Genomic DNA, 23,940 nt, shown 5'->3' with positions numbered 1-23,940 from the left:
GGTCGGATCTGGCCGGACCGGATCTGGCCGGACCGGACCACAGCGGGCCGGACCGGGCCGGACCGGCTGGGGCGGCCGGGGGTGCCGTCGGGGCGCCGAGCAGCCGGACCGCCTCGACCACCTCGCGCGGCTCGATGCCGGACAGGCACGGGTGGCCGGGTACCGGACAGGTGGTGGCCCGGGTGTGCCGGCAGTCGGCGACGGCGGCACCGAGCCGTACGGCCGGCACCCGGTAAGGCCCCCACTGTCCGAACGGAACGGTCGGGGCGAAGAGGCTCACCACCGGTACGCCGAGCGCGGCGGCCAGGTGCGCCGGTCCGGTGTTGCCGACGACCAGGCAACCCGCCCGGGCGATGATCGCCGCCAGCCCGGTCAGCGAGGTCTGCCCGCCCAGGTCGATCCCGGTACGCCCGGCGACCCGGGCGGTCAGCGTCCGCTCCCCGGGACCGCCGGTCACCACCACCCGGTGCCCGGCGCCGGTCAGCGCCGTGACGATCTCGGCACAGAGTTCGGGCGGACAGGCTCGGGCCTGCACCGACGACCCGGGGTGCAGCACGATGTACCCCGGGTCGGGCAGCACACCGTCGGCCGGCGCCGTACCCGCCTCGGCGCGCAGCCGCAGCACCGGCTCGTCCCCCGGTGGCAGTACGAATCCCGCCGCCGCCGCCAGCGACAGCGCCCGCTCGGCCTCGGGCATCCCCGGCGAGACGCGGTGCCGCACGTCGAGCAGCGAGCCCGGATAGTCCGGGCTGATCGCCGAGATCCGGTCCACCCCGGCCATCCGCAGCACCAGGGCGAGCGGCAGCGCGGACTGGTGGAACGAGGTGAACAGCACCGCCTCCTCGGCACCGGTGGCGGCGAGCCGGGCGGTCAGCCGGTCCACCTCGGCCCGGTCGACCGGGCCGGGTTCCGGGTCGATCCAGGGAAGCCGCCACTCGACCAGCTCGTCCACGCCGGGCAGCAGTTCGGCGGCGGCCCGGCCACGCGGCCCGCAGAGCAGCACCACCCGGTCGGCCCCGGCCGCGACGGCCCGGATCGCCGGGCCGGTCACCAGCACGTCCCCGGCCGAGTCCGGTCGGGCCACCAGGACGCAGCGGGGGCGCCGAGGTGGGACACCGGCAGCCGGGTTGCCCAGCGTGGACCGGTGCCGGCGCAGGATCAGGTCGACCGCGCCCCGCAGGTCACCGGCGACGGCCGGAGCCGCCGCGACCTCGTCCGGGCGGGTGACCGGCGTCGGTACCAGTACCGCGCTCGCCCCGGCCGCGCCGGCCGCGATCATGTCGGCGCCGATGTCGCCGACGAGTACGCAGCGGGTCGGCTCGGTGCCGAGCGCCCGGGCCGCGTCCCAGAGCATCCCGGGCGCGGGCTTACGGCAACGGCAGCCGTGTTCACCGGGGGCCGGTTCAGCGTGCGGGCAGACCTGCCAGGTGTCGAACGGGCCCAGAAGCTCGTCGACCCGGGCGTTGACCCGGGCCAGATCGGCGGAACTGAACCGGCCACGGGCCACCCCGGACTGGTTCGTCACCACCCCCAACCGCAGCCCTGCGGCGCGCAGCCGGTCGAGGGCCTCCCGGGCACCCGGCATCGGCCGGACCAACCTCGGATCCCCGTTGTACGGCACGTCGTGCACCAGCGTGCCGTCCCGGTCGAAGAGCACCGCGTCGAACAGACCGGCCGTGGCCCACACCCCGGCCGGGCCACCGTGCGGTGCCCCTGACCTGCACTGATGCGGGTCGACCTGGTCGTTGCGCACGGCCGGCGGGTTCCCTGGCGCAGGAGAAGTAAACATCAATTCCGCCGGCCGGACGGGCGCGCCGGACCCGTCCGACGTCACCCGTCGGGCCTGCGGTCCACCCCGGCCGTCGTCGTCAGTCCGCATACCCCGGCCGGGTCGCCGCTATCCAGAGCCCGAACCGTTACCCGGGCGCCGGCCCGGTTTTTCCGGCCGCCCCCATGGTGTTCACCGAGGTCCGGGCCGATTTGCCGGCTCCGGCCCGTGTGGTGGCCCGCGCGATGCGTCAAGTTAGGCTTTGCCCCTGACCGCTGTCGGCCAACCGAGGATGCCCCGATGATCGAACCCGTACAGCTGCCCTCTCCATGGCGGGACGCTCGCCTGACCGTCGTCGTCCCCACCTACAACGAGGCGGGGAACCTTCCTGTGCTGGTCGAGCGACTGCTCGCGCTGCCGCTACCTGGGCTGAACATCCTCGTCGCCGACGACAACTCCCCGGACGGCACCGGCGAGGTCGCGGACAAGCTCGCGATCGAGCACCCGGAGCGGATCCAGGTGCTGCACCGGGCGGGCAAGGAAGGGCTCGGGCGGGCGTACGTCGACGGGATGAGCCGGGCCCTGGAGGCCGGTGCGGATTATGTGGCGCAGATGGACGCCGACCTGTCCCACCCGCCGGAGGCGCTGCCCGGGATGCTCGGTTCGCTGCTCTCCACCCGGGCCGGTGTGGTGATCGGCTCCCGGTACGTCCCGGGCGGGCAGCTCGACGAGGCGTGGCCGCTCTACCGGCGCGCGCTCAGCGGTTGGGCCAACTTCTACGTGCACACCCTGCTCCAGGTGCGGATCCGGGACCTCACCGCCGGCTTCAAGATCTGGCGGGCGGACGCGCTGCGCGACATCGGCCTGCACCGGGTGCAGTCGAACGGATACAGCTTCCAGGTCGAAATGCACTACCTGGCCACCAAGCTCGGCCACACCATCCTGGAGGTGCCGATCCGGTTCCAGGAGCGCCTGGACGGCGACTCGAAGATGACCACCGCGACCAAGATCGAAAGCGCGTTGATGCCGTTCAAGCTGCGCGGCCGGCACCGCAACATCACCCGCTCGCCCCGGGCTCCCCGTGCCGACCAGATCCCGGCGCCGACCGAGGTTCCCGAATCGAACCTTGTCCCGGCGTACACCGGGATTCCGGAGTCGAACGACGTCCCGGCGTCGGTCGAGGTTCGGCGGCCGAACGACGTCCCGGCGTACACCGAGAGCCCGGAGTCGAACGACGTCCCGGCGTCGGTCGAGGTTCGGCGGCCGAACGACGTCCCGGCGTACACCGAGAGCCCGGAGTCGAACGACGTCCCGGCGTCGGTCGAGGTTCCGCGGCCGAACGACGTCCCGGCGTCGGTGAAGGTCCCCGCGTCGCTGGCGGTCACGGAGCCGCCGGATATCGACGAGCCCGCAGAGCTTCCGGAGCCGGCGGTCACGAAGCCGGTGAAGGCTACGAAGGCTACGAAGGCTGCGAAGGCCACGAAGGCTGCGAAGGCCACGAAGGCTGCGACGGCCACGAAGGCCACGAAGGCGACGACCGCGACGAAGGCCACCAAGGCTGCGACGGCCACCAAGCCGGCGAAGGCCACCAAGGCTGCCAAGGCCGTAAGGGCCACCAAGGCCACCAAAGCCACGAGATCCGCCGAGGTCACGGAGTCGGCCGAGGTCACGGAGTCGGCCGAGGTCATCGACTCGGTGAAGGTCACGGAGTCGGCCGAGGGCGCCGGGGCGGACGGGACCGCCCCTGCCGGCACGGTCCCCACGCCGACGACGCCGGCCAGGCGGAAACAGCGTGGGCCGGACGTGAGCGGCGCGGGTCAGGCGTAGACGGCGCGCTGCGCCCGGGCGAGCACGGCGGCGTACGCCCGGCCGGTCAGGGCGCGGTCCCGGGCCAGTGCCGCCCGGGCGGCGTTCGCCCCGGGGCCGCCGTGCACCCCGCCCCCGGGATGCGCCGACGCGCTGGCCAGGAACAGCCGGTCGACCGGGGTGTCCGCCCGGCCCAACCCGGGCACCGGGCGGAGGAAGAGCTGCTGGTAGGCGGCGGACGTGCCGCCGCCCACCGCGCCGCCGACCAGGCTCGGATTCCCGGCCGCCAACTCGGCCGGCCCGGCCACGTGCCGTGCCCTGACCAGCCGGCCGAAGCCGGGCGCGGCCCGCTCCAGCACCGCCTCGATCCGCTCGACGTGCGCGCCGACCTCCTCCGCCCGCCACTCCCGCCGGAACGGCAGGTGGGTGTAGGCCCAGAGCGACTCGGTACCGGCCGGCGAGCGGCTCGGGTCCGCCACCGTCATCTGCCCGGCCAGCACGAACGGGTCGGCCGGCAACTCGTCCCGATGCAGCGCGGCCGCGTACCGGCGCAGGTCGGCGAGGTCGCCGCCGAGGTGCACGGTGCCGGCACCGGCCACCGCCGGATCCCGCCACGGCACCGGCCCGGTCAGCGCCCAGTCCACTTTGACCGTGGAGCCGTCCCAGCGGAAGTGTGCCAGGTCGTCCACCAGCCGGGGCGGCAGCCGCCCGGCGCCGACCAGGTCGAGGAAGAGCGCCGGGGCCGGCACATCGGCCAGCACGGCACGCCGGGCCCGCCACAGCAGGCCGTCGGCCGAGCGCACCCCGACGGCCCGGTTCCGGGCCACCAGCACCCGGTCGACCGCACTGCCGGTGCGCAGCCGGCCGCCCCGGTCCCGCAGCCGGGCCACCAGCGCGTCGGTGATCCGCTGCGCCCCGCCGACCGGTACCGGCCAGCCGACCTGCTGTCCCAGCATGGCCAGCAGCCAGCCGTACACTCCGGAACCGGGGTCGTCCGGGGCGAGGTCGGTGTGCAGCGCGCAGCCGGTGAACAGCGCCGGGCCGCCCGGGCCGGCGAAGAGTTCCGCCCCGAGCCGGGCGCTGGGCAGCACCAGCCGGCGGGCCAGCCGCAGCATCCCGGCGGTACGCAGCCGGCGGGCGAGCGCCAGGCCGCCGCGCAGCGGTGGGAACGGGGTGAAGAGCGCGTCGAGCAGGGGCGCGGAGATCTGCCGCCACTGCGCGTACGCCTCGATCCACCGCTCGCCGTCCCCGGCGCCGAACCGCGCCACGGAGCCGGCGGTTACCTCGGGGTCGCGGTTGAGCAGCACGGCGCCGTCGTCCGGGAACAGGTGCGCCAACACGTCCGGCGCGTGCCGCCAGGACAGTCCGTAGCCGTCCAGCCGCAACCGGCGCAGCACCGGCGAGGCGTAGCCGAGCGGATAGAAGGCGCTGTAGAGGTCGCTCAGGTAACCCGGGGCCGTCAGCTCGGCCGACCGGACCGCCCCGCCCGGCCCGCCGGTCGCCTCCAGCACCAGCACGTCCCACCCGGCGTCCGCGAGCAGGTTCGCGGCGACCAGGCCGTTGTGCCCCGCTCCGACGACGACCGCGTCGGCGGTGTCCCCCAGGACCGTCACCCGAGCACCCTATCCCGGCCCGTCCGGCCGCCCCGCCGCCACCGGCCGGTTGCACCAGCTACCGGGGTACGGGTCGAACGGGGATAGTTTGGACCGCCCGGACCGGGGCAAACTGCGCTCCATGTATCAGGTGCAACAACTCATCGCCGGGGTGTGGGACGGCAGCGGCGACGCCGGGTGGTTGACCGTGGTCGATCCGGCCGACGGTACCCCGGTCAGCCGGGTGCCGGTGGCCACCGAGGCCGAGGTCGAGGCGGCGGTCAAGGCAGCCCGGGCGACGGCCCCCCGGTGGGCCCGGACCGCACCCGCCGACCGGGCCGCCGCGCTGCACCGCGCCGCCGACGCGATCGAGGCGTGCGCCGACCGGCTCGCCGAGGCGGAGACCGCCGAGATGGGCCGGCCGCTGGCCGCCGCCCGCGCCGGGGTCCAGGCGGGTGTGTCGACGCTGCGCCAGTACGCCGAACTCGCCCCCGTCCGCGGCGGCCGAACCCTCGGCGGCGACGCCGACGCGATCGACCTGATGGTGCCGCAGCCGCGCGGCGTGGTCGCCGTCGTCACGCCGTGGAACGACCCGGTCGCGGTCTCCTGCGGGCTGCTCGGCGCGGCCCTGGCCACCGGGAACACCGTCGTCTACAAGCCGAGCGAGCGGAGCACGGCCAGCGGCTGGCTGCTCGCCCGGCTGCTCGACGAGCACCTGCCGTCCGGGGTGCTGTCGCTGCTGACCGGCGACGCCCCGGTGGGTGCCGCGCTGGCCGGCCAGGAGGTCGACGTGGTCGCGCACGTCGGCTCGACCGCCACCGGCCGGTCGATCGCGGCCGCCTGCGCGCGGTCCGGCGCCAAGGCGCTGCTGGAGAACGGCGGCAGCGACCCGATGGTCGTCGACGGTGACGTCGACACACTCTGGGCGGCCGAACAGGCCGCCACGGGTGCCTTCGCCAACGCCGGGCAGCTCTGCGTCGCGGTGGAGCGGATCTACGTACTCCGGTCGGTGTCGACCCGGTTCCTGGCCGCCCTGGTGGAGCGGGCCGAGGCGCTGCGGTCGGGACCGGGCCGCGACCCGCTCACCCAACTCGGGCCGCTGGTCGACCGCCTGCACCGCGACCACGTGCACGGGCAGGTCCGGGCGGCGGTGGCGGACGGTGCCGACCTGCTGTCCGGCGGTACCGTCCCGGACGGGCCCGGTTCCTTCTACCCGCCGACGGTGCTCGCCGAGTGCACCGACCAGATGGCGGTGATGCGGGAGGAGACGTTCGGCCCGGTCGCCCCGGTGATGGTGGTCGAGTCGTTCGACGAGGCACTGTCGAGGGCGTCGCACTCGCCGTACGGGCTGGCGGCGACGGTGCTCACCGGGTCGATGAGCCACGCACAGCGGGCCTGGCGGGAGCTGCCGGTCGGGACCGTGAAGATCAATGCCGTCTTCGGCGGGGCACCGGGCGGCGCCGCCGAGCCCCGGGGCGGCAGCGGCCAGGGCTTCGGGTACGGCCCGGAGCTGCTGGACGAGCTGACCGCCACCAAGGTGGTGCACATCGAGGGGCCGGGTGGGGAGGGCGGCCGGTGGTGAGCCCGGCGGCCACTGCCCCACCCGTAACCAACTGACCCGCGCCCGCCCGGCTGACCCCACCCGTGACCGGCTGACCCGCGCGGGTCAGCGTCGGTTACGGCCCTTCTCCCGCCCACGGGAGGCGGTGGTCTTGCGGTTGTTCGCCTTCTGGATCGCGCCGACCAGCTCGGCCTTGGTCATCCGGGAGCGTCCCTTGATGTCGAGCCGCTTCGCCACGTCCATCAGGTGCTCCTTCGGGGCGTTGGCGTCCACGCCACCGGCGGTCGGTGCGCGCCGCGCCGGTCCACCACCGGCCGCCTGCTCGTCACTCGGGCCCTTGCGCCCCTTCGGCTCCCAGTGGTCACCGACCTTCTCGAACGAGTGCTTGAGCGAGGCGAACGCGGTCCGGTGCGACCGCTGCCCCTCGCCGTACGTCTCGACCGCCGAGTCGTGGGTCTTCGCCCAGGTCTCCTGGGCCTTCTGCGGCGAGCGCCGCAGGGTGCTCGGCAGAACCTCGCGTCCGGGCATGATCTTCCTCCTCCGGATCGTCTCCTGTCTCCTCGTTCGGTTTCCCGAGCCACCGTCGGCAAACCACGCCGCCGCGTGGCCGGGAGTTTGTCCAGTTCCCGCCCTGGGTACCGGGCAGCGCAACCCCAGCCGCGACGCGACCGCGCACCCGGCTGGCCCCACCGACGAGGGGGCGAGCATGGCGTCGACCACCGAACCGGTCCCGGCGGTACGCGGGCCGGACCGCCACCTCCCCGGGCGGCTGCGCCAGTTGCACTGGTCGACCTGGCGGGGCGTACTGGTCCGCAGTGTGCGGAACTTCGTGACGGACAACTGCGCCGACTGGGCCGCCGCGCTGACCTACTACGGCGTGCTGGCGCTCTTCCCGTCCGCGATCGTCATCGTCGCGCTGGTCGGCCTGGTCTCCAACGGGGAGCAGACCATCGACACGATCGCCGGGCTCGCCAGGGACGTCGGCGCCGGCTCGGTGGTGGCCAACGACGCCGTGCTGAAGGTCCTGGAGGACGTGGTCGACAACCAGGGGTCAGCGAAGGTACTGCTCGGTTTCGGTGTGCTGGCGGCGCTCTGGTCGGCCTCGGGCTACGTCGGCGCGTTCACCCGGGCCTCCAACGCCATCTACGGGGTCGCCGAGGGGCGGCCGTTCTACCTGCTGCGTCCGCTGCAGCTCGGGCTGACCGCGATCGCGCTGGTGCTGCTCGCGGTGGTGGCCGCCGGGCTGATCGTGAGCGGTCCGGTCACCGACGCGGTCGGCGACTGGCTGGGGCTCGGAAACGCGCCCCGGACCGCCTGGACGGTGGCGAAGTGGCCGGTGCTGGTGGCCATCATGATGCTGCTGCTCTCGCTGCTGTTCTGGATCGCCCCGAACGTCCGGCAGCCCCGGTTCCGCTGGCTCACCGTCGGTGGGGCGGTCGCTCTCGCCTCCTGGGCCGTCGTCTCGGCGGGCTTCGGCTTCTACGTCTCCCGGTTCGACTCCTACGACGTCACCTACGGCAGCCTGGGGGCGGTCATCGCCTTCCTGGTCTGGCTCTACCTCTCCAACTGCGCGGTGATGCTCGGCGTGGAGATCAACGCCGAGGTGCAGCGCGGCCGGGCCCGCCAGGGCGGCGCCGAGGAGCCGGTGGAGCCCGCGCTGCCGCCGAAATCACCGGCGGACGGAGCGCGGTGACGTCCCCGATGCCGTTTAGCGCGATTCCCCTCGGGTAGCGCATTAGACATGGAACGTGGGAACAGCAAGCACGGCCCCCGCCTGGACGAGCAGATGGACCGGGAGGTGCAGGGCACGGTGCAGGGCTCCATCGGCGGTCGCGCCGAGGAGTGGCGCGATCCCGAGCCGGCCGGGGAGGACCAACCCGGCGTGACCAGGGCGCCCGGCAACGACACCCGGGCCGGTGCGCCGCAGGGGATGACCTCGGAGGAGGTCGAGCAGCGGAGCCGGCTGGGCCGGTTCATCCCGCTCTCCGCCCTGCCCGGCGACCGGGAGGGCCTCCGACGCAGCGCGGAGCAGAACGAGGCGCCGGACGAGATCCTCGCCCAACTGGACCGGCTGCCCCCGGGCACCCAGTTCCAGACCGTCTCCGAGGTGTGGGCCGCGCTCGGACACCCGAACGAGACCCATCGCTGGTGACTGCTCCCGAACTCACCGGCACAGGGGCCGAACCCAGACCGACCGACAAGGAGGATGCCAGATGAGTGGCGTGACCAAGTCCGTCGACGTGGCGGTGCCGATCCGGACCGCGTACGACCAGTGGACCCAGTTCGAGGACTTTCCGCAGTTCATGGAGGGCGTCGAGGAGGTCCGGCAGATGTCGGACACGATGACGCACTGGAAGGTCGAGATCGGCGGGGTCAACCGGGAGTTCGACGCCAGGATCACCGAGCAGCTACCCGACGAACGGGTGGCCTGGACCTCGACCGACGGCACCCGGCAGGCCGGTGTGGTGACCTTCCACCGGATCGACGAGAACCACACCCGGGTCACCGCGCAGATGGAGTTCGAGCCGCAGGGGGTCACCGAGAAGGCCGGCGACAAGCTCGGCATGGTGGACCGGCGGGTCGCCGGTGACCTGGACAGGTTCAAGGAGTTCATCGAGCGGCGCGGCACCGAGACCGGTGCCTGGCGCGGCGCGGTCGCCCGGCCGCAGCCGTAACTGCGGTCCGGATACGACGCCCGGTGGCCGCCGGCAGGGGTCCGCCCCCTCCCGGTGGTCACCGTCGTATTGTCCCGCACCGCCGGGTACGGCCCGGGTCGGCGGTGTTTGCCCCTCGGCCGGGCCGGGTAGGGCGACAGGTATGACCGACAGGGACAGGCACGTCTGGCGCGACGAGGAGCGGCTGCCGCTGCGCGACCTGGAAGGGGCGATGGGTGCGTCGACGCCTGACGGGCAGGTCGACGACGTGACCGGCAACGACGCGGGCGCGGAGTCGGCGTTCGGCCACGGCGCGGAGGCGGACGATCCCGACCAGCCGTACGACGAGGAGCAGGCCGCGCAACGCAGCGACGAGCAGCGCCGGTACCGGCCGTCGACCACCGGGCGCACCGGCCCGCACTGATCCGGGTCAGCCGGCCGGCACGGGGTGCCGGCCCGCCCGGCGGCTGGACGCCCAGTAGAGCCCGATCATGGCCAGCGATAGCAGCAGCAGCGCCGGCCCCAGCACCTCGACCGAGGTACGCCCGATCAGCACACCGAGCGCACCCGGGATGATCGCCCCGCCCAACCCGGACGCCCCGATCTGCAACCCGATCGTCCGGTCCGCGTGCTGCTGCCCCACCCGTTCGGCGGTGGTGAGGGTCAGCAGCGGGAAGACCGCCGCCGCACCGAACCCGACGACGGCGAGGCCGGAGACCGCGAGCCAGCCCGGTCCGGGCACCGCGACGAGCGCGGAGCCGAGCGCCATCGCGTACATGCTGCCGAGCAGCACCGTGCGGGTGCCGAGCCGCTCGGCGACGAAGCCCTGCACCACCCGGCCGAGGAAGAGGCTGCCCCAGTAGAGCGAGACGCAGAGGCCGGCGACGGTCGCGCTGACCCCGCGGTCCTCGGTGAGCAGCAGGAAGGCCCAGAGTCCGGCGGCCACCTCGATCGCCACGTACACCGCGAAGGTCAGCACGCCGAACCAGACCGCAGGCAGGGCCAGGGTGGCACCGATCCGTACCGGCCCGGCCGGGGCGGCCGGCTCGCGGGCCGGATCGTCGACGTCGACGTCGACGGGGCGCCGACGCTCCCAGGTGCGGACGGTGAGCACGAAGGCCAGCGCCAGCCCGGCCTGGGCGGCGGCCACGATGCCGTACCCCCAGCGCCAGCCGAGCCCGACGCCGAGCACGGTGGTCATCACCAGCGGCCCGATGGCGACGCCGAGCCCGAAGCAGGCGTGCAGCCAGTTCATCTGGCGCGGCCCGAACGCACCGGCGGCGTACGCGTTCAGCCCCGCGTCGATCGCACCCGAGCCGAGGCCGAGCAACAGCGCGCAGCCGATCATGATCGGCAACTCGGGTGCACCGGCATAGCCAGCCAGCGCCAGGCTGGCCAGGGCGGTACTCCCGGCCAGCAGCCAGCCGACGCCGACCCGGGCGATGCTGAACCCGGCCACCACGCTGGAGACGAGATAGCCGACCGTACCCGAGGTGAGCAGCAGCCCGACCGCCTCGGTCGGCACCGTCAGCTCGGCGCTGATCGACGGCCAGCCGACCCCGAGCAGGCCGTCGGGGAGGCCGAGGCTGATGAAGGCCAGATAGGCCAGGACGAGTACGGCGAGACCCGTCCGGCGGCGGGAGGGAGTGGACACGCCCGCCGATCATGCCGGACGGCGGCACGACTGGCCACCGTGGCCACCGTCATAGGCAGTACGGGCAAGGCTGCCGTCGGTTTGGCGGGAGCGTCCGAGCCGGTGGTGCGGGCTGTCGGTACGCCCACCGACGGCGGGCGGGAGCGTGCAGAGCTGGATCAAGGGGACACCAGCCCCGAATTCGTCCGAACGGAGGACCGGCGACCGGCATTCGGCGGGGCAGAATTTCGGGATGCGTCAGGCTCCTGGTTTCCTCTCCGTCCGTCAGCGTCGCCTCGCGTGGCTCGCCTTCCTGCTCACCGCGGTGCAGGCCCCGGTCTCCGCCCGCCTGGTCGACGACGGCTCCTGGTTGTTCAGCCTCTGCGTCTCGCTGATGGTCGCCACCGTGATCCTGGCCGACGACGCCATGCGGCGCCGTCCGGTGGATGCCGGCTCGGTCGACTAGCCACCAACCGCGCCGGGGCATTCGAGCGGGCGCAGCGCAGCACAGGGATCCAGCAGACCGCGTCCGACGAGCGGATTCGGCGGCTCCGGTTAGGCTGCTGGCATGCCAGGCACGGTCGGGCGGACTCCCGCTCCCCCCTCCACCGTGGCCGGTGCGCCGCCGACTCCGGATCCCACCGTCGGGCCACCGGCCGACCTCCGCTGGCCGGACACTCCGCTGGGTCCGCCCGGCCGCTGGGATCCGGCGCTGCGGGCGGTCGTCGACCTGGTCCTCTCCGCCCCGGTGCCGATGGCCCTGGCGTACGGCGCGCAGTTCACGCTGGTCTACAACGACGGTTTCGCCGAGCTGATCTCCGGCAAGCATCCGGAGGCGTTCGGCCGGCCGGCGGCCGAGGTCTTCGCCGAGGTGTGGCACGTGCCGGGCGTCGGCGACGTGATCGAGCGGGTCTACCGGACCGGCGAGCCGTTCCTGGAGCGGGACGCCCCGCTGCCGCTGGTCCGCGACGAGGCCGGGATACCGGAGCAGGCCCTCTTCACCCGCGGCTACTCCCCGGTCCGGGACTCCACCGGGAAGATCATCGGAGTACTCACGGTGGCCGCCGAGGCCACCCAGGTCACCCAGCGCCTGCAGAACCTCAGCGAGCTGGCCTCGGCGCTGGCCGGGACGCTCACCCTCGACGACGTCGCTCGGGTCACGCTGCGTAACGCCGTCTCGACGTTCGCCGCCGACCAGGTCGAGTTCGGGGTGGACGACGGCAGCGGCTGGCGGCTGGTCCGGCGGATCCGGGGCGAGGTGCTGGACGAGGCCGACGAGCGCCTTCCCCCGCTGTGGCGCCGGCACACGGCCGACTCGCCCGCCCCGCTGGTGCTGACCGCCGACAGCGGTAAGCCGAGCTTCGCCAGCGACGGCCAGCCGATGCTGCACAGCGCGGTCGACCGGCACGACGAGAAGATCAGGGCGCTGGCCGCGCTGCCGCTGCGTACGCCCACGCTGCGCGGCGGGCTGACCGTCGGCTACCGGCAGCCGCACCGCTGGCCGCCGGCCGAGCGCGCCCTGCTGGCCGCCTCGGCGGAGTTGGTGGCCCAGGCCGCCGAGCGGGCCCGCCGGTTCGAGACCCAGCACGGCACGGCGCAACTGCTCCAGCGCAGCATGCTGCCGGAGCACCTGCCCGACCTGCCGCTGCTGCGGATCGCCGCCCGCTACGACGCCGGGGTCGACGGCAACGCGGCCGGTGGCGACTTCTACGACGCCTTCGCGCTGCCGGACGGGCGGCTGGCGGTGGTCCTCGGCGACGTGGCCGGGCACGACGTGCAGGCCGCCGCGCTGATGGGGCAGGTACGCGCCGCACTGCGGGCGCTGGCCCTGAGCGACCCCGATCCGGTCGGCGTACTCGCCGGGCTGGACCGGCTGGTGGCGAGCCTGAGTGCGGAGGCACACAGCGACGAGCTCTTCGTCACCGTGGTCTACGGGCTGATCGAGCCGGAGACCGCCCGGCTGACCATCGCCAGCGCCGGCCATCCCCCGCCGCTGATCCGGCGCGGCTCCCCCGGCCAGCCCGGCACCGCCCGGTACGTCGAGGTGCCCCCGGGGGTGCCGCTCGGGCTGCACGGGCGGCGGTCGGCGGTCACCGTGGAGTTTCCGCCCGGCGACACGCTGCTGCTCTTCAGCGACGGTGTGGTGGAGCGGCGGCGGCGGAGCCTGACCGACGGGTTCGAGGCGCTGGCCGGCACGATGGCCGGGGCGGCGACCGGCGACCCGCGTACGCTCTGCGCGCTGGCCAGTGGCGCGGTGCCGGGCAGTACCGAGGACGACGTCGCCGTCCTCGCCGTCGAGCACGCGAGCACACCCAGCCGGTCGGCGAGCATGGAGGTGCCGGCGGAGCCGACCGCCCCGGGCCGGGTACGGCACTGGATGACCGGTCAACTGCAGCTCTGGGGGGTGCCCGAGCAGGTGGTCGGCGCGGCCGTGCTCTGCACCAGCGAGTTGACCACCAACGCGCTGCTGCACGCCGGCACCGCTGCCCGGGTGGAGATCGACCTCAGCCCGGAGCGGTTGCTGGTCTCGGTCGCCGACAGCGGCACCCGGGGCGCCGTGACCCGGGCCCGGACCGAGAAACTGAGCAGCCGGGGCCGGGGTCTCGGGCTGATCGAGCAGCTCAGCGACGCCTGGGGGACCGATCCGACGGTACGCGGCTCGACGGTCTGGTTCGAGATGATGATTCCCGGGACGGCCGGCACCGGCGAGCGACCGGGCGGCTGACCGCTGCGCCCAGGCGTGCGGAGCATCCCGGCGGGGAAAGGGTCCCGGGGTGGATCTCTCGGCTACCTCGTACGCGTTGATCGGCCTGGGCGCGCTGCTGGCCGGCGTCCTGCCCCGGGTGCTGGAACGGCGCCCGCTCTCCATGCCGATCGCCTTCCTCGGCCTCGGCATGCTGGTGTTCCTGCTCCCGCTCGGGCTGCCCGAGCCGGATCCACTGACCCACGCCGGGATCACCACCCAGCTCACCGAGATCGGCGTGATAGTGGCGTTGATGGGCGCCGGGCTCAAGATCGACCGTCCGCTCGGCCGACGGCGCTGGTCGTCGACCTGGCGGCTGCTCGCGGTCGCGATGCCGCTCTGCATCGCCGCCGTGGCGCTGCTCGGCTGGTGGTGGCTGGGGCTGGCGCCGGCCGCCGCGCTGCTGCTGGCCGCCGCGCTGGCACCCACCGACCCGGTGCTCGCCTCCGACGTGCAGGTCGGCGAGCCGACCGACGTCGAGGACAACGAGGACGAGGTGCGGTTCGCGCTGACCGCCGAGGCCGGACTGAACGACGGTCTCGCCTTTCCGTTCGTCTACGCAGCGATCACGATCGCCACGGTCGGGCTGGCCCCCGGCGACTGGCTGGCGCGCTGGCTGACCGTGGACGTCGGCTACCGGATCCTGCTCGGGGTGGCCGGTGGGTTGCTGGTGGGGTGGCTGCTCGGCAAGCTGTTCTTCCGGGCCCGCTCCGAGCGGCTGCGGCTGGCCCGGCACTCGGAGGGCTTCCTCGCGCTGGCCGCCACCTTCCTGTCGTACGGGCTGGTCGAGCTGGTCGGCGGCTACGGATTCGTCGCGGTCTTCGCCACCGCCCGGGCGATCCGGGCAGCGGAGCGGTCGCACGAGTACCACCAGGTGTTGCACAACTTCGCCGAGCAGGTCGAGCGACTGCTCACCGTGCTGTTGCTGCTGCTCCTCGGTGGTGCGGTGGTCACCGGGCTGCTCGCTCCGCTGACCTGGCCGGCGGTGGCGGTGGCGCTGGCCCTGGTCTTCGTCGTCCGCCCGCTGACCGGCCGGCTGTCGCTGTTCGGCGCGCCGGGCCGGCCCGCCGAGCACTGGGTGATCGCGCTGTTCGGGATCCGTGGCGTCGGCACGTTCTACTACCTCGGGTACGCCACCACGCACGCGCACTTCCCGGACGCCGATCTGCTCTGGGCGACGGCCGGGCTGGTGGTGGTCGTGTCGGTGGTGGTGCACGGGGTGGCCGCCACCCCGGTCATGCAACTGCTGGACCGGCGGCTGGATCGCACCTCCGGGCCGGCTTCCGGGGACCCGTTGCGGGGCGACCGGCCGGTGGAAGTCCCGGCGCCACGCGGGCCCGCTCCCGCGGGTGAGAGCGCACCGGCCTCCCCCGGGCCGTCCGGCCCGACCCGGAACTGACCACCCCGCTCCTCAGGTGGGTCCGGCCCCGGTCGCCGGGGCGGGACCGGTCGCCGGCTCCACCCGGCGGTGCATGTGCAGCCGGATGGCGGTCGAGGTGCTGTCGGTGTGCACCTGGACCAGGTCGCAGAGGTAGTTGACCAGCAGCAGACCGCGCCCGGTGTCGCTGACCGGCGACGGCGGGAGGCGGCCGGCGAGCCGGTCGGTCAGCACGCTCGAGCCGGTGATCTCGCAGACCAGCCCGTCCTCGTCCAGCCAGACCCGGGCCACCGCCGGCCGCCCCGAGTGCACCACGGCGTTGGTGGCGATCTCGTTCGCCGCGACCCGCAGGTCTTCGACCTGGTCCGGGTCGAGCCCGGCCTCCCGGGCCAGCGCGGCGACCATGGCACGCATCCCGGAGAGGCCGGCGGCCTCGAAGAACAACATGGACGCCGTCGACGGCGGGGTCGGAAAGGGCAGGTTGAAGGAGTCGACCACGCTCTCCGGGCGGCCGTATCCGGCGCTGGCCTGCCGGTCACCGTCCCGGATCAGGAACGGGTGGGTACTCGCCGCGTCGGCGACGACGTCCACGTCCAGCCGCACCGCGTCGTAGGGGCAGAGCACACTGACCGGCCGGCCGGCGAGGGCGATGTTGATCAGGGCCTCGTGCTGCACGCACCGGGGATAGGCCAGCACCGCGCGGCCCGGCCAGATCGGCTCCCCGACGACGCGTACCCGGACCGGCGCGTGCTCCTCGACGAAGGCGTGCAGCACTCCCGGGATGATCCACCCCGGGTTGCGCCCCTCCCGGGCCATGTCGACGAAGCGCAGTTCGGTGCTGGCGCCGAGGGCCGTGCGCAGCAGGTCGAGCCGGCTGCCGGGCACCGCGACCAGCACCGGCTCCCCGGCGGCGACCCCGGCCTCCACGAAGGAGCGGATGCCAGTGACGTAGTCGTCGTCGCTACGGTAGAAGAGGGCGTCGTGCCGCAGCGTTCCGGCCTCCGGCCGGGCGGCTGGTTCGGATGTCATCGCCCGCCCGTCGTACGCGACGCGTTCACTGCCCACCTCCGCCAGCAGCGTACGCGGCATCGGCAACATCTGGCCACGCAGAGTCAGCGGCCCGGTTCGCCGAGGTGCGGTTGCCCTCCCGTACGGTGGGACGGTCGGCGGGCAGGGCCGCCGGAACGGCTCTGTCCATACGCCGGTGACCTGCGGCGATGACCGACGTCCGAAACCAGGGCTTCACACCGACGCAACATGGCCTTACCGTGGTCGATGTCTATGGGAGCGCTTCCAGCGATGCCCCTCGATCTCCCACCGCCCCGAAGGGAGTACCGCATGCACCTCAGACCCGCGCTCGCCGCGGTCGGTGTCGTCGCCGTCACGGCACTCGCCGCGACGACAGCGGTCGGTGTCGGCCTGCTGAACCCCACCCCGGCCAAGGCCGCCGACTCGGCGTTCTACGTCGACCCGGACACCAGCGCCGCACGCTGGGTCGCCGCCAACCCCAACGACTCCCGCGCCGCCGTCATCCGGGACCGGATCGCCAACGTCCCGCAGGGCCGGTGGTTCACCCAGAACAACCCCAGCACCGTACGCGGTCAGGTCGACGCCTTCGTCGGTGCCGCGGCCGCAGCCGGGAAGATCCCGATCCTGGTGGTCTACAACATCCCCAACCGGGACTGTAGCGGTGCCAGCAGCGGTGGCCTGCCCAACCACACCGCCTACCGGCAGTGGATCGACCAGGTGGCCGGCGGCCTGAACGGGCGACCGGCGAGCATCATCCTCGAACCCGACGTACTCGCGCTGATGTCGGACTGTATGAACTCCTCGCAGCAGGCCGAGACCCAGGCGTCGATGGCGTACGCCGGCAAGGCGTTCAAGACCGCCTCCAGCCAGGCCAGGGTCTACTTCGACGCGGCACACTCGGCCTGGCTCACCCCGTCGGCGATGGCCTCCCGGCTGGTCGCGGCGGACATCGCCAACAGCGCCGACGGGATCTCGGTCAACGTCTCCAACTACCGCACCACGGCGGAGTCGGTCAGCTACGCCAAGGCGGTGGTCGCGGCCACCGGCGCGCCAGACCTGAAGATCGTGGTGGACACCAGCCGGAACGGCAACGGCCCTGACCCCCGGGGCGAGTGGTGCGACCCGGCCGGTCGGGCGATCGGCACCGCGAGCACCACGGAGACCGGTGACCCGGCGGTCGACGCGCTGTTCTGGATCAAGCTGCCGGGTGAGGCGGACGGCTGCATCGCCGGTGCGGGCCAGTTCGTCCCGCAGCGTGCGTACGACCTGGCGATCGCCGCCCCCAACCCACCCACCGGGCCGCCGACCACCGGGCCGCCGACCACGGCACCGCCGACGACCCAGCCACCGACCACCCCGCCGCCGACCACCCCGCCGCCGGCCGGCACAAGCTGCCGGGTGACCTGGACCGCCAACTCCTGGACCGGCGGATTCACCGCCGAGATCCGGGTGACCAACAACGGGCCGGCGGTCAACGGCTGGACCCTGACCTTCAGCGTCGGTTCCAACGTCCGGTACAGCAACGGGTGGAACGGCGTCTGGAGCCAGTCCGGCAGCCAGCTCAGCGTCGGCAACGTCGCCTGGAACGGCTCGCTGCCGACCGGCGGCACCACCAGCGTCGGCTTCCAGGGCACCTACAGCGGGACCCTGGCCGCACCGACCGGCTACGCCCTGAACGGCAACGCCTGCACGAGCTGACCCCGTCCCCTCCGGCCGGGTCGCCGTCCGCCACGCGCGGGCGGCGACCCGGCCACCCCGGGCAGACCGCCCCTGACCTGGCCGGCCGGGCCGCAGCCCCCAGCGACCCGGTCGTACGATCGGAATGGTGATGACGAGATGACGGTCGCCGGACAGTGGCAGCGACCGGTCGGCCACCTGCTGCGCGAGTGGCGCGAGCGACGCCGGCTCAGCCAACTCGAACTCGCCATCCAGGCGGACATCTCCACCCGGCACCTCAGTTTCGTGGAGACCGGCCGGGCGATGCCGAGTCGCGACATGGTGCTCCGGCTCGCCGAGCAACTCGACGTGCCGCTGCGCGAGCGCAACCACCTGCTGCTGGCCGCCGGGTACGCACCGATCTATCCGCGTACCCCACTGGACTCCCCGGCGCTGGCCGCCGTACGCGCGGCGGTCCGCCAGGTGCTCACCGCCCACCAGCCCTATCCTGCCATCGCGGTGGACCGGGGCTGGTATCTGGTCGAGACGAACGCCAGCATCGGCCTGTTCACCCAGGGCGCGGCGGCCCCGCTGCTCACCCCGCCGGTCAACGCGCTCCGGCTGGCCCTGCATCCGGCCGGGCTGGCGCCCCGGATCGTCAACCTCGGCGAGTGGCGGGCGCACCTGCTCGGGCGGCTCCGCCGGCAGGTCGCGGTCAGCGGCGACGCCGAGCTGACCGACCTCTACGACGAACTGCGGGCGTACCCCTGCGACCAGCCGGAGCCCGAGGTCGAGATCCCGGGGCCGGGTGACGTCGTGGTGCCGCTGCGGATCCGGGACGGCGACCGGGAGCTCGCCCTCTTCAGCACCGTCTTCACCTTCGGCACCCCGCTGGACGTCACCGTCGCGGAGCTCTCCGTCGAGTCGTTCTTCCCGCTCGACGACTACACGGCGGCGGCGGTCCGCTCGGTCGCCGAGCAGGAGGAGCGCCGGGTGGGCAGCGCCCCGGCGCGCTGACCCTGCGACGCACTTCCCCGCGCCGACCCTGCGACGGTCTCCCCCACGCTGACCCTGCGACGGTCTTCGCGCGCGCTGGCCTGCACGGCCGGCGGTCCCGACCGACCGACGGCGGAACCGGACATCACGCCCGTCAGGGCCGTTCCGTTTACCGTCCGCCAGAGCGGGTTACCGAGTGGGGCAGGCGGGAAATCGAGCCGTGACGAAGGAGGCTGATTCATGATGTCCAGGAACCCGACGGCAGCCTGGCGGTCCGGTATGCCTGGTATGCCGGGTGTTGCCGGAGGCAACAACCTACCCGCCGGGCCGTCCGGCGACCAGTTCAGTGCGCCGAGCAGCGACGGCGGGACGGCGCCCGGGCAGCAGTCCACCGTGACGGTCGCCTCGTACCCGGACTACCCATCGGCGCAGTACACCGTGGACTTCCTCTCCGACAACGAGTTCCCGGTCGAAAGGGCCGCCATCGTCGGCACCGACCTCACCCTGGTCGAAACGGTACTGGGCCGGATGACGACCGCCCGGGCCGCGTTGGCCGGTGCCGCCACCGGTGCCTGGTTCGGGCTCTTCATCGGCCTGCTCTTCGGCATCTTCACGGTCGGCAACTGGTGGGCCGTCATCCTCGTGGGACTCGCCATCGGTGCTGTCTGGGGTGCGATCTTCGGTGCCATCGCGCACGCCATGACCGGTGGCCGACGCGACTTCACCTCGGCCAGCAGCCTGCGGGCCAACCAGTACGCGGTGACCGTCGACGCGACCTTTGCCGACCAGGCGCGACAGCTGATCGGCCGGATGAACTGGCAGGGCCAGCGGCCGGCCGGCGCCATCGGCTGACAGGACGCCGGCATCGTCGTGGAGCGTGCGACGCCGGCCGGGCCGGTCAGTGGTAGACGCGCTCGCCGGCCCGGACCGGTGCCGCGATCCGGTTCTCCTCCGGAGCGAGTGGGCAGGCCCACCTGTCGTCGTAGGCGCAGGAGGCGTTGTAGGCGTAGTTGAAGTCCAGCCGTAGCCGGCCACCCGGCAGCACGATCAGCCCTCGGCCGTAGGTGCCCTTGACGGTGTCGGTGAGATAGCGCCCGCCGCCGTACGTCTCCCGGCCTGCGGTACCGTCCCGGAACGGCAGGAAGAGCCCGCCGCCGTACGCCTCGATCCACCAGAGGGTCAGCGGCCCCCATGGAGTCTCGGCGATGCCCGAACGGCGGTAGTGCACCACGCCGTCCGGCCCGCCGGTGTCGATGCTCAACGTGCCGGCGGCCGGGCGTACCGGCACGTCGACCGCGGCCGACGGCTCGGGTGGGAAGTAGCGCAGGCCGGTGAAGCCGGCCCGCTCGGCCAGCGGGATCGGCGACTGCGGATGCCCGGCGAAGAGTGCGTCCCGGGCCGCCCGGAATCCGGCCAGGTCAAGGTCGGACAGGTAGAGCCCGGCCACCTGCTCACGCCAGTCCGCCAGTTCCAGTTCCTCCACTCCACCGAGCCTAGCGGCGGCGGTCTACCGCGGTGGCGGCGGTACTTGACCGACAGGCACAGCGGCGAAGCGGCCGGTTCGCGCCCGCGCCGGTAGCGCGCCGGGCCGGTGCCAGCCCGGCGCACTACCGACGGTGCTCACGAGCCGGGGTAGTAGTACCAGCCGCGCCAGCCGCCGTTGTAGTAGCTGTAGTAGACGTTGTCGGCAGCGGTCCATACCTCGACCTGACGCTGGCCGTCGCCGTTGCGGTAGCAGTCCCACATGTTGTCCGCGCGGCCGTTGTTGGGCATCTCCCTCCAGCCACCGCTACCCGGCCAGGCGTGCCAGATGGTGCGGCTGGGCGCGATGACGAATGCCTCGTCCCAGGAACAGACCAGGGCGATGGTGCCGCACATGGCCGTACCGGAGTAGCCGTAGGCGGAAACGGGACATCCTGCGGCCGCCGTAACCAGCTCGCCCTGCGGCTCGATCTCTATCCGTACCGCTTGGTCCTGCTGCTGACCCTGGACCGTTCCCGCGTGTGCCGCTGCCGGAGTGGCGCCCAAGGCGAACGCCGCGGCGCCCGCGACGACCAGCAACGATGCCCTCAGTTTTCTGCCCATACCTGGACCTCCTTGAAGAGGATGATCGATTAAGCGATCTGGGCATCGTGCCCGCCGGACTGCACAGAATCCGCACAGAAAACGCACAGGCGTTTCGCCGTTCCATCGCCGTCCCCCCTCGGCGGGCCACATCCGGCGGGACCTCTACGCCTCGCTCGGCTTCCGGGAGACCGACGAGACGGAAGACGACGGCGCGGAGGTCGCTGCCCGGTGGACCGTGAAACGATAAGTCACGTCAACGATGTGTTGACAAGCTGCTCGCCCGGCCGGGATCATGCCCGAATGCGCCCCGAGGACCGGCCCGGCGACGAGTTCCCCGACAGGATCCCGCCGCGACCCTCGACCATCGAACCCGACCCACGACCCTCGACCACCGGACCCGATCGCGGCGCTCCGTCGACGACCGGGCCGGCGGACGAGGTTGACCGGCGGCTCGCCGCGTACGCGGCCGTGCTGGCCGCCGCGTCCGGGGCCGGTGCCGGCCGGCCCGAGCCACTGGCCGCGTTACGGCGGCTCGGCGGGTTGCGGGCCGGGCTGGACGAGGCGGAACGGCGGCTCGTCGAGGCCGCCCGGGAGCAGCGGGCGAGCTGGGCCCAGATCGCCACCGCGCTGGGACTGGCCAGCCGACAGGCGGCCGAGCAGCGCTGGGTACGACTCTCGGGCGCGGCGACCCGCGACCCGGCCCGGGTACGTGTCGAACGGAAGCGTCAACAATCTGTTGACACCGCCTTCGGGGCAGAGATCAGCCGACTCCGGGCGGCAGTGGTAACCGCGCACCGCCAACTGGGCACGGAACCCGACCGGGACGACTGGCATCCGTTGGTCCGACTCGCGCATACCACGCTCGGACTGGCCGGCTCCGCCGATCCCGGCGGGCTGTACGCGCTGGCCACCCGAGCCGTCGACGACCTCGAACGGGTCCCGGCCGAGCAGTTCGGCGGGGCGCTGCCGGACGCACTGCACCGGCTCCGCCAGGCACTCGACCAGGCCAGCCCGGCGTCCGAAGCCGGGCGAGCCGGGGACACCGACGGCAAGTTGAGTCGGCCCGACTGAAGTTTTGGTTGACGCACCACGACTGATCAATCGAAGATGTGAGTCTCTGTGACTCAATCAGCGGAGGTCGAACCGTGCGTGCGGGACGATGGCGCAGCCCGAAGCGGCGCAACACTTTGCTCTTCGTCGGCATCTCGCTGACCTCCGGATTCGGCGGTACCGCGCTGAACGTGGCCGCCGGGGTGTGGGTTCTCGACCTCTCCGGATCCAGCAGCCTGGCCGCGCTCACCGGCCTCTGCCTCTTCGCGCCGACACTGCTCGGCCCTGTCCTCGGTGCACTCGTCGACCGGCTGCCCCGCAGGCGGCTGATCGTCTGGACCCACCTGCTCACCGCGCTCGCCGTACTCTCGCTGCTGGCGGTCCGCACCGACGCCCAGGTCTGGCTCGTCTACCTCGTGCTGCTCGGCTACGGCACCAGCCTCGTCCTGGTCGACGCCGCCGAGAACGCCCTGCTGCCCGCCGCTCTCCCACCGGCTGCCCTCGGCGGGGTCAACGGACTGCGGACGAGCGCACAGGAAGGCGTGAAACTGGTCGCCCCACTGGTCGGTGCGGGACTCTTCGCCTGGCAGGGCGGATATCCGGTGGCCGCGCTCACCGCCGGGGCGCTGGCCCTGGCCGCCGGCCTCTACACCCTGCTCCGGATCCGTCCCCGGCTCCCGTCGCCGCCGGACCGCTCCACCGGCAGCCGGTCGGGACCGGCCGATCCCGACCGGCCCCCGGCACCCCCGGAGCCGGCCGAGCGCGGCACGCGGCGGCCGGGCCGGAAACGGCGCGTCCCAACCGGTGTCGCCTTCCTGTGGCGGGATCCCGAACTGCGGACGTCCGTGCTGGTCGGATCGGTCACCATCGCGATGTCCGGGCTGACCACCGCCGCCGTCTACGCCGTCGTCACCGAGGACCTGCACCAGCCCGGCGCGTTCGTCGGAGTGCTCTCCTCGGGGCAGGGCGCCGGATCGCTGCTCGGCGGCCTGGTCGTCGGCCGGCTGCTGCGTACCCGGGGAAGCCTCGCGGTCGGCGTACTCGGCGCCGCCCTGTTCGCGCTCGGCACGCTCGGCCGGGCCGTTCCCTGGTCTCCGGCGGCCGTGGCGTGCTCGGTGGTGGTCGGGATCGGCCTGCCCTGGACCCTGGTGGCCGCCGTCACGGCGGTGCAGTCCCGGACTCCCGAGGCGCTGCTCGGGCGGGTCTCGGGCAGCGTCAACACCCTGCTCTTCGCACCGGTCGCGATCGCCACCCCGGTGGGGGCTGCCCTGGTCCTGCCGGACCACCGCCTGCCGCTGGTCGTCGCCGCCGTGCTATGCCTCGGCGTCGGTCCGGTCGCGCTCCGGTCGGCCCGACATGCCCGTCGAGCCGGTACCCGGGAAAGCCCGACTCCGCAGAGGCCGACGCCGGAAAGCCCCACTCCGAAGAGTCCGACGCCGCAGAGCCCGACCCTGGCGAGCCCGGCTCCGGACCAGCCGCCGCACGGTGCGGACCCGGGTGGGCGCAGCCGTCCGGACATCGGGTTCGGCACCGTGCCGGACGGAGACCCGGCGCTCCGCTCCTGATCGTCAGGGGAATGCCGGACCCGCCAGCGCGCCGGCCGGCGGGTCCCGTGCGTGGGAGATCGGACACCATCACGTGGAGACGGCGAAGATGCCGGCCACCCCGAGCACGACCATCACCAACACCGCGACGAGGGCTCCGCGCTCGCTCTCCACCGCCGCCTGGTCCGGTCGGTCCCGCTCGGCGTCCATGATCTCGCTGGACATGCTGTCCTCCCCTGGTCGTCACCTGCTCTGGACGGGCAGGACGACCACCGCCGTACCGGCTCTGCCGTTCTGCCGCCGACTGACCGGTTTCCCCGGCACCTCCCGCTGGTACGCGCCGGTCGTCCTCGCCTGGGCACCTCTGGGCGCCTGGGCTGCCCGGAGGCCGTCTTGAGCACAGCCCCCGACGTCACGCACGATCGGGGCAACCCGACATCGGAGTTGCCACTCTGGCCGATCG

The 23,940-nt window shown here is 73.4% G+C and carries 20 protein-coding genes and 2 pseudogenes; 14 read left to right on the top strand and 8 right to left on the bottom strand.

Going from position 1 to position 23,940, the window contains the following annotated elements; genetic code table 11:
• Positions 1–46 precede the first annotated feature (46 nt).
• Positions 47–1,789 (bottom strand): annotated as a pseudogene (locus R6Y94_RS19335) (HAD-IIIA family hydrolase); the annotation flags it as partial.
• 279 nt (positions 1,790–2,068) lie between these two features.
• Between R6Y94_RS19335 and R6Y94_RS19330 the strand changes: the two are divergent.
• Positions 2,069–2,833 (top strand): annotated as a pseudogene (locus tag R6Y94_RS19330) (polyprenol monophosphomannose synthase); the annotation flags it as partial.
• A gap of 752 nt (positions 2,834–3,585) precedes the next feature.
• Here R6Y94_RS19330 and R6Y94_RS19325 read toward each other — a convergent pair.
• Positions 3,586–5,178, bottom strand: a complete 1,593-nt coding sequence (locus tag R6Y94_RS19325) for a phytoene desaturase family protein (protein WP_412102818.1) — start codon at positions 5,176–5,178, stop codon at positions 3,586–3,588.
• A 130-nt stretch (positions 5,179–5,308) separates the two neighbouring features.
• On the opposite strand from R6Y94_RS19325, the gene R6Y94_RS19320 reads away from it, so the two are divergent.
• Entirely contained in the window at positions 5,309–6,748 is a 1,440-nt protein-coding gene (locus R6Y94_RS19320) for an aldehyde dehydrogenase family protein (RefSeq protein ID WP_318397280.1), read from the top strand.
• A gap of 84 nt (positions 6,749–6,832) precedes the next feature.
• Here the strand turns inward: R6Y94_RS19320 and R6Y94_RS19315 are convergent, their stop codons facing one another.
• Positions 6,833–7,255: a ChaB family protein gene (locus R6Y94_RS19315; protein ID WP_318397279.1), complete on the bottom strand. Its 423-nt coding sequence runs from the start codon at positions 7,253–7,255 to the stop codon at positions 6,833–6,835.
• Positions 7,256–7,433: 178 nt separating this feature from the next.
• On the opposite strand from R6Y94_RS19315, the gene R6Y94_RS19310 reads away from it, so the two are divergent.
• The 4 genes from R6Y94_RS19310 to R6Y94_RS19295 all read left to right on the top strand — a co-directional run bounded on the left by R6Y94_RS19310 (position 7,434) and on the right by R6Y94_RS19295 (position 9,805).
• The gene (locus tag R6Y94_RS19310) at positions 7,434–8,420 is read left to right on the top strand and encodes a YihY/virulence factor BrkB family protein (protein WP_318397278.1); all 987 of its coding nucleotides are present in this window, start codon (positions 7,434–7,436) and stop codon (positions 8,418–8,420) included.
• A gap of 48 nt (positions 8,421–8,468) precedes the next feature.
• Positions 8,469–8,879, top strand: a complete 411-nt coding sequence (locus tag R6Y94_RS19305) for a DUF2795 domain-containing protein (RefSeq protein ID WP_318397277.1) — start codon at positions 8,469–8,471, stop codon at positions 8,877–8,879.
• Positions 8,880–8,940: 61 nt separating this feature from the next.
• Positions 8,941–9,402: an SRPBCC family protein gene (locus R6Y94_RS19300; protein ID WP_318397276.1), complete on the top strand. Its 462-nt coding sequence runs from the start codon at positions 8,941–8,943 to the stop codon at positions 9,400–9,402.
• 142 nt (positions 9,403–9,544) lie between these two features.
• The gene (locus tag R6Y94_RS19295; RefSeq protein ID WP_318397275.1) at positions 9,545–9,805 is read left to right on the top strand and encodes a hypothetical protein; all 261 of its coding nucleotides are present in this window, start codon (positions 9,545–9,547) and stop codon (positions 9,803–9,805) included.
• 6 nt (positions 9,806–9,811) lie between these two features.
• Here the strand turns inward: R6Y94_RS19295 and R6Y94_RS19290 are convergent, their stop codons facing one another.
• Complete coding sequence (locus R6Y94_RS19290; RefSeq protein WP_318397274.1) at positions 9,812–11,035, bottom strand: MFS transporter; 1,224 nt, start codon at positions 11,033–11,035, stop codon at positions 9,812–9,814.
• Positions 11,036–11,267: 232 nt separating this feature from the next.
• Here R6Y94_RS19290 and R6Y94_RS19285 point away from each other — a divergent pair, with 232 nt between their 5' ends.
• The 3 genes from R6Y94_RS19285 to R6Y94_RS19275 all read left to right on the top strand — a co-directional run bounded on the left by R6Y94_RS19285 (position 11,268) and on the right by R6Y94_RS19275 (position 15,156).
• Positions 11,268–11,480, top strand: coding sequence for a hypothetical protein (locus R6Y94_RS19285; RefSeq protein WP_318397273.1), 213 nt, complete (start codon positions 11,268–11,270; stop codon positions 11,478–11,480).
• Positions 11,481–11,582: 102 nt separating this feature from the next.
• Positions 11,583–13,739, top strand: coding sequence for a SpoIIE family protein phosphatase (locus tag R6Y94_RS19280; RefSeq protein WP_318397272.1), 2,157 nt, complete (start codon positions 11,583–11,585; stop codon positions 13,737–13,739).
• A gap of 49 nt (positions 13,740–13,788) precedes the next feature.
• Positions 13,789–15,156 (top strand): cation:proton antiporter, encoded by a 1,368-nt coding sequence (locus R6Y94_RS19275; RefSeq protein WP_318397271.1) that lies wholly within the window; start codon positions 13,789–13,791, stop codon positions 15,154–15,156.
• A gap of 12 nt (positions 15,157–15,168) precedes the next feature.
• On the opposite strand, the gene R6Y94_RS19270 is transcribed toward R6Y94_RS19275, so the two are convergent.
• The gene (locus tag R6Y94_RS19270) at positions 15,169–16,224 is read right to left on the bottom strand and encodes a sensor histidine kinase (RefSeq protein WP_318397270.1); all 1,056 of its coding nucleotides are present in this window, start codon (positions 16,222–16,224) and stop codon (positions 15,169–15,171) included.
• 249 nt (positions 16,225–16,473) lie between these two features.
• Between R6Y94_RS19270 and R6Y94_RS19265 the strand changes: the two genes are divergently transcribed.
• The 3 genes from R6Y94_RS19265 (at position 16,474) to R6Y94_RS19255 (ending at position 19,668) form a co-directional block, all read left to right on the top strand.
• On the top strand, positions 16,474–17,862 hold the full coding sequence (locus tag R6Y94_RS19265; protein ID WP_318397269.1) for a glycoside hydrolase family 6 protein: 1,389 nt from the start codon (positions 16,474–16,476) through the stop codon (positions 17,860–17,862).
• A 138-nt stretch (positions 17,863–18,000) separates the two neighbouring features.
• Positions 18,001–18,837 (top strand): helix-turn-helix transcriptional regulator, encoded by an 837-nt coding sequence (locus R6Y94_RS19260; RefSeq protein ID WP_318397268.1) that lies wholly within the window; start codon positions 18,001–18,003, stop codon positions 18,835–18,837.
• 222 nt (positions 18,838–19,059) lie between these two features.
• A complete protein-coding gene (locus R6Y94_RS19255; protein ID WP_318397498.1) occupies positions 19,060–19,668 on the top strand; it encodes a general stress protein in 609 nt (202 codons plus the stop codon).
• Positions 19,669–19,714: 46 nt separating this feature from the next.
• Here the strand turns inward: R6Y94_RS19255 and R6Y94_RS19250 are convergent, their stop codons facing one another.
• Both R6Y94_RS19250 and R6Y94_RS19245 read right to left on the bottom strand, forming a co-directional pair.
• The gene (locus R6Y94_RS19250) at positions 19,715–20,299 is read right to left on the bottom strand and encodes a DUF1684 domain-containing protein (RefSeq protein ID WP_318397267.1); all 585 of its coding nucleotides are present in this window, start codon (positions 20,297–20,299) and stop codon (positions 19,715–19,717) included.
• A gap of 137 nt (positions 20,300–20,436) precedes the next feature.
• The gene (locus R6Y94_RS19245; protein ID WP_318397266.1) at positions 20,437–20,901 is read right to left on the bottom strand and encodes a hypothetical protein; all 465 of its coding nucleotides are present in this window, start codon (positions 20,899–20,901) and stop codon (positions 20,437–20,439) included.
• Between the two features lie 282 nt (positions 20,902–21,183).
• On the opposite strand from R6Y94_RS19245, the gene R6Y94_RS19240 reads away from it, so the two are divergent.
• Together R6Y94_RS19240 and R6Y94_RS19235 are read left to right on the top strand one after the other, a co-directional pair.
• The gene (locus R6Y94_RS19240) at positions 21,184–21,954 is read left to right on the top strand and encodes a hypothetical protein (RefSeq protein ID WP_318397265.1); all 771 of its coding nucleotides are present in this window, start codon (positions 21,184–21,186) and stop codon (positions 21,952–21,954) included.
• Positions 21,955–22,028: 74 nt separating this feature from the next.
• Positions 22,029–23,498 carry an MFS transporter gene (locus R6Y94_RS19235; protein ID WP_318397264.1) on the top strand — a complete coding sequence of 490 codons (1,470 nt, stop codon included), beginning with the start codon at positions 22,029–22,031 and terminating at the stop codon, positions 23,496–23,498.
• A gap of 69 nt (positions 23,499–23,567) precedes the next feature.
• Here the strand turns inward: R6Y94_RS19235 and R6Y94_RS19230 are convergent, their stop codons facing one another.
• Complete coding sequence (locus R6Y94_RS19230) at positions 23,568–23,702, bottom strand: hypothetical protein (RefSeq protein ID WP_318397515.1); 135 nt, start codon at positions 23,700–23,702, stop codon at positions 23,568–23,570.
• Between the last annotated feature and the right edge of the window lie 238 nt (positions 23,703–23,940).

This window comes from Plantactinospora sp. KLBMP9567, from assembly GCF_033446045.1.
Classification (GTDB): domain Bacteria; phylum Actinomycetota; class Actinomycetes; order Mycobacteriales; family Micromonosporaceae; genus Plantactinospora.
Note: the sequence above shows the minus strand (reverse complement) of the source record. Positions and strands in the feature narration are given on the sequence as shown.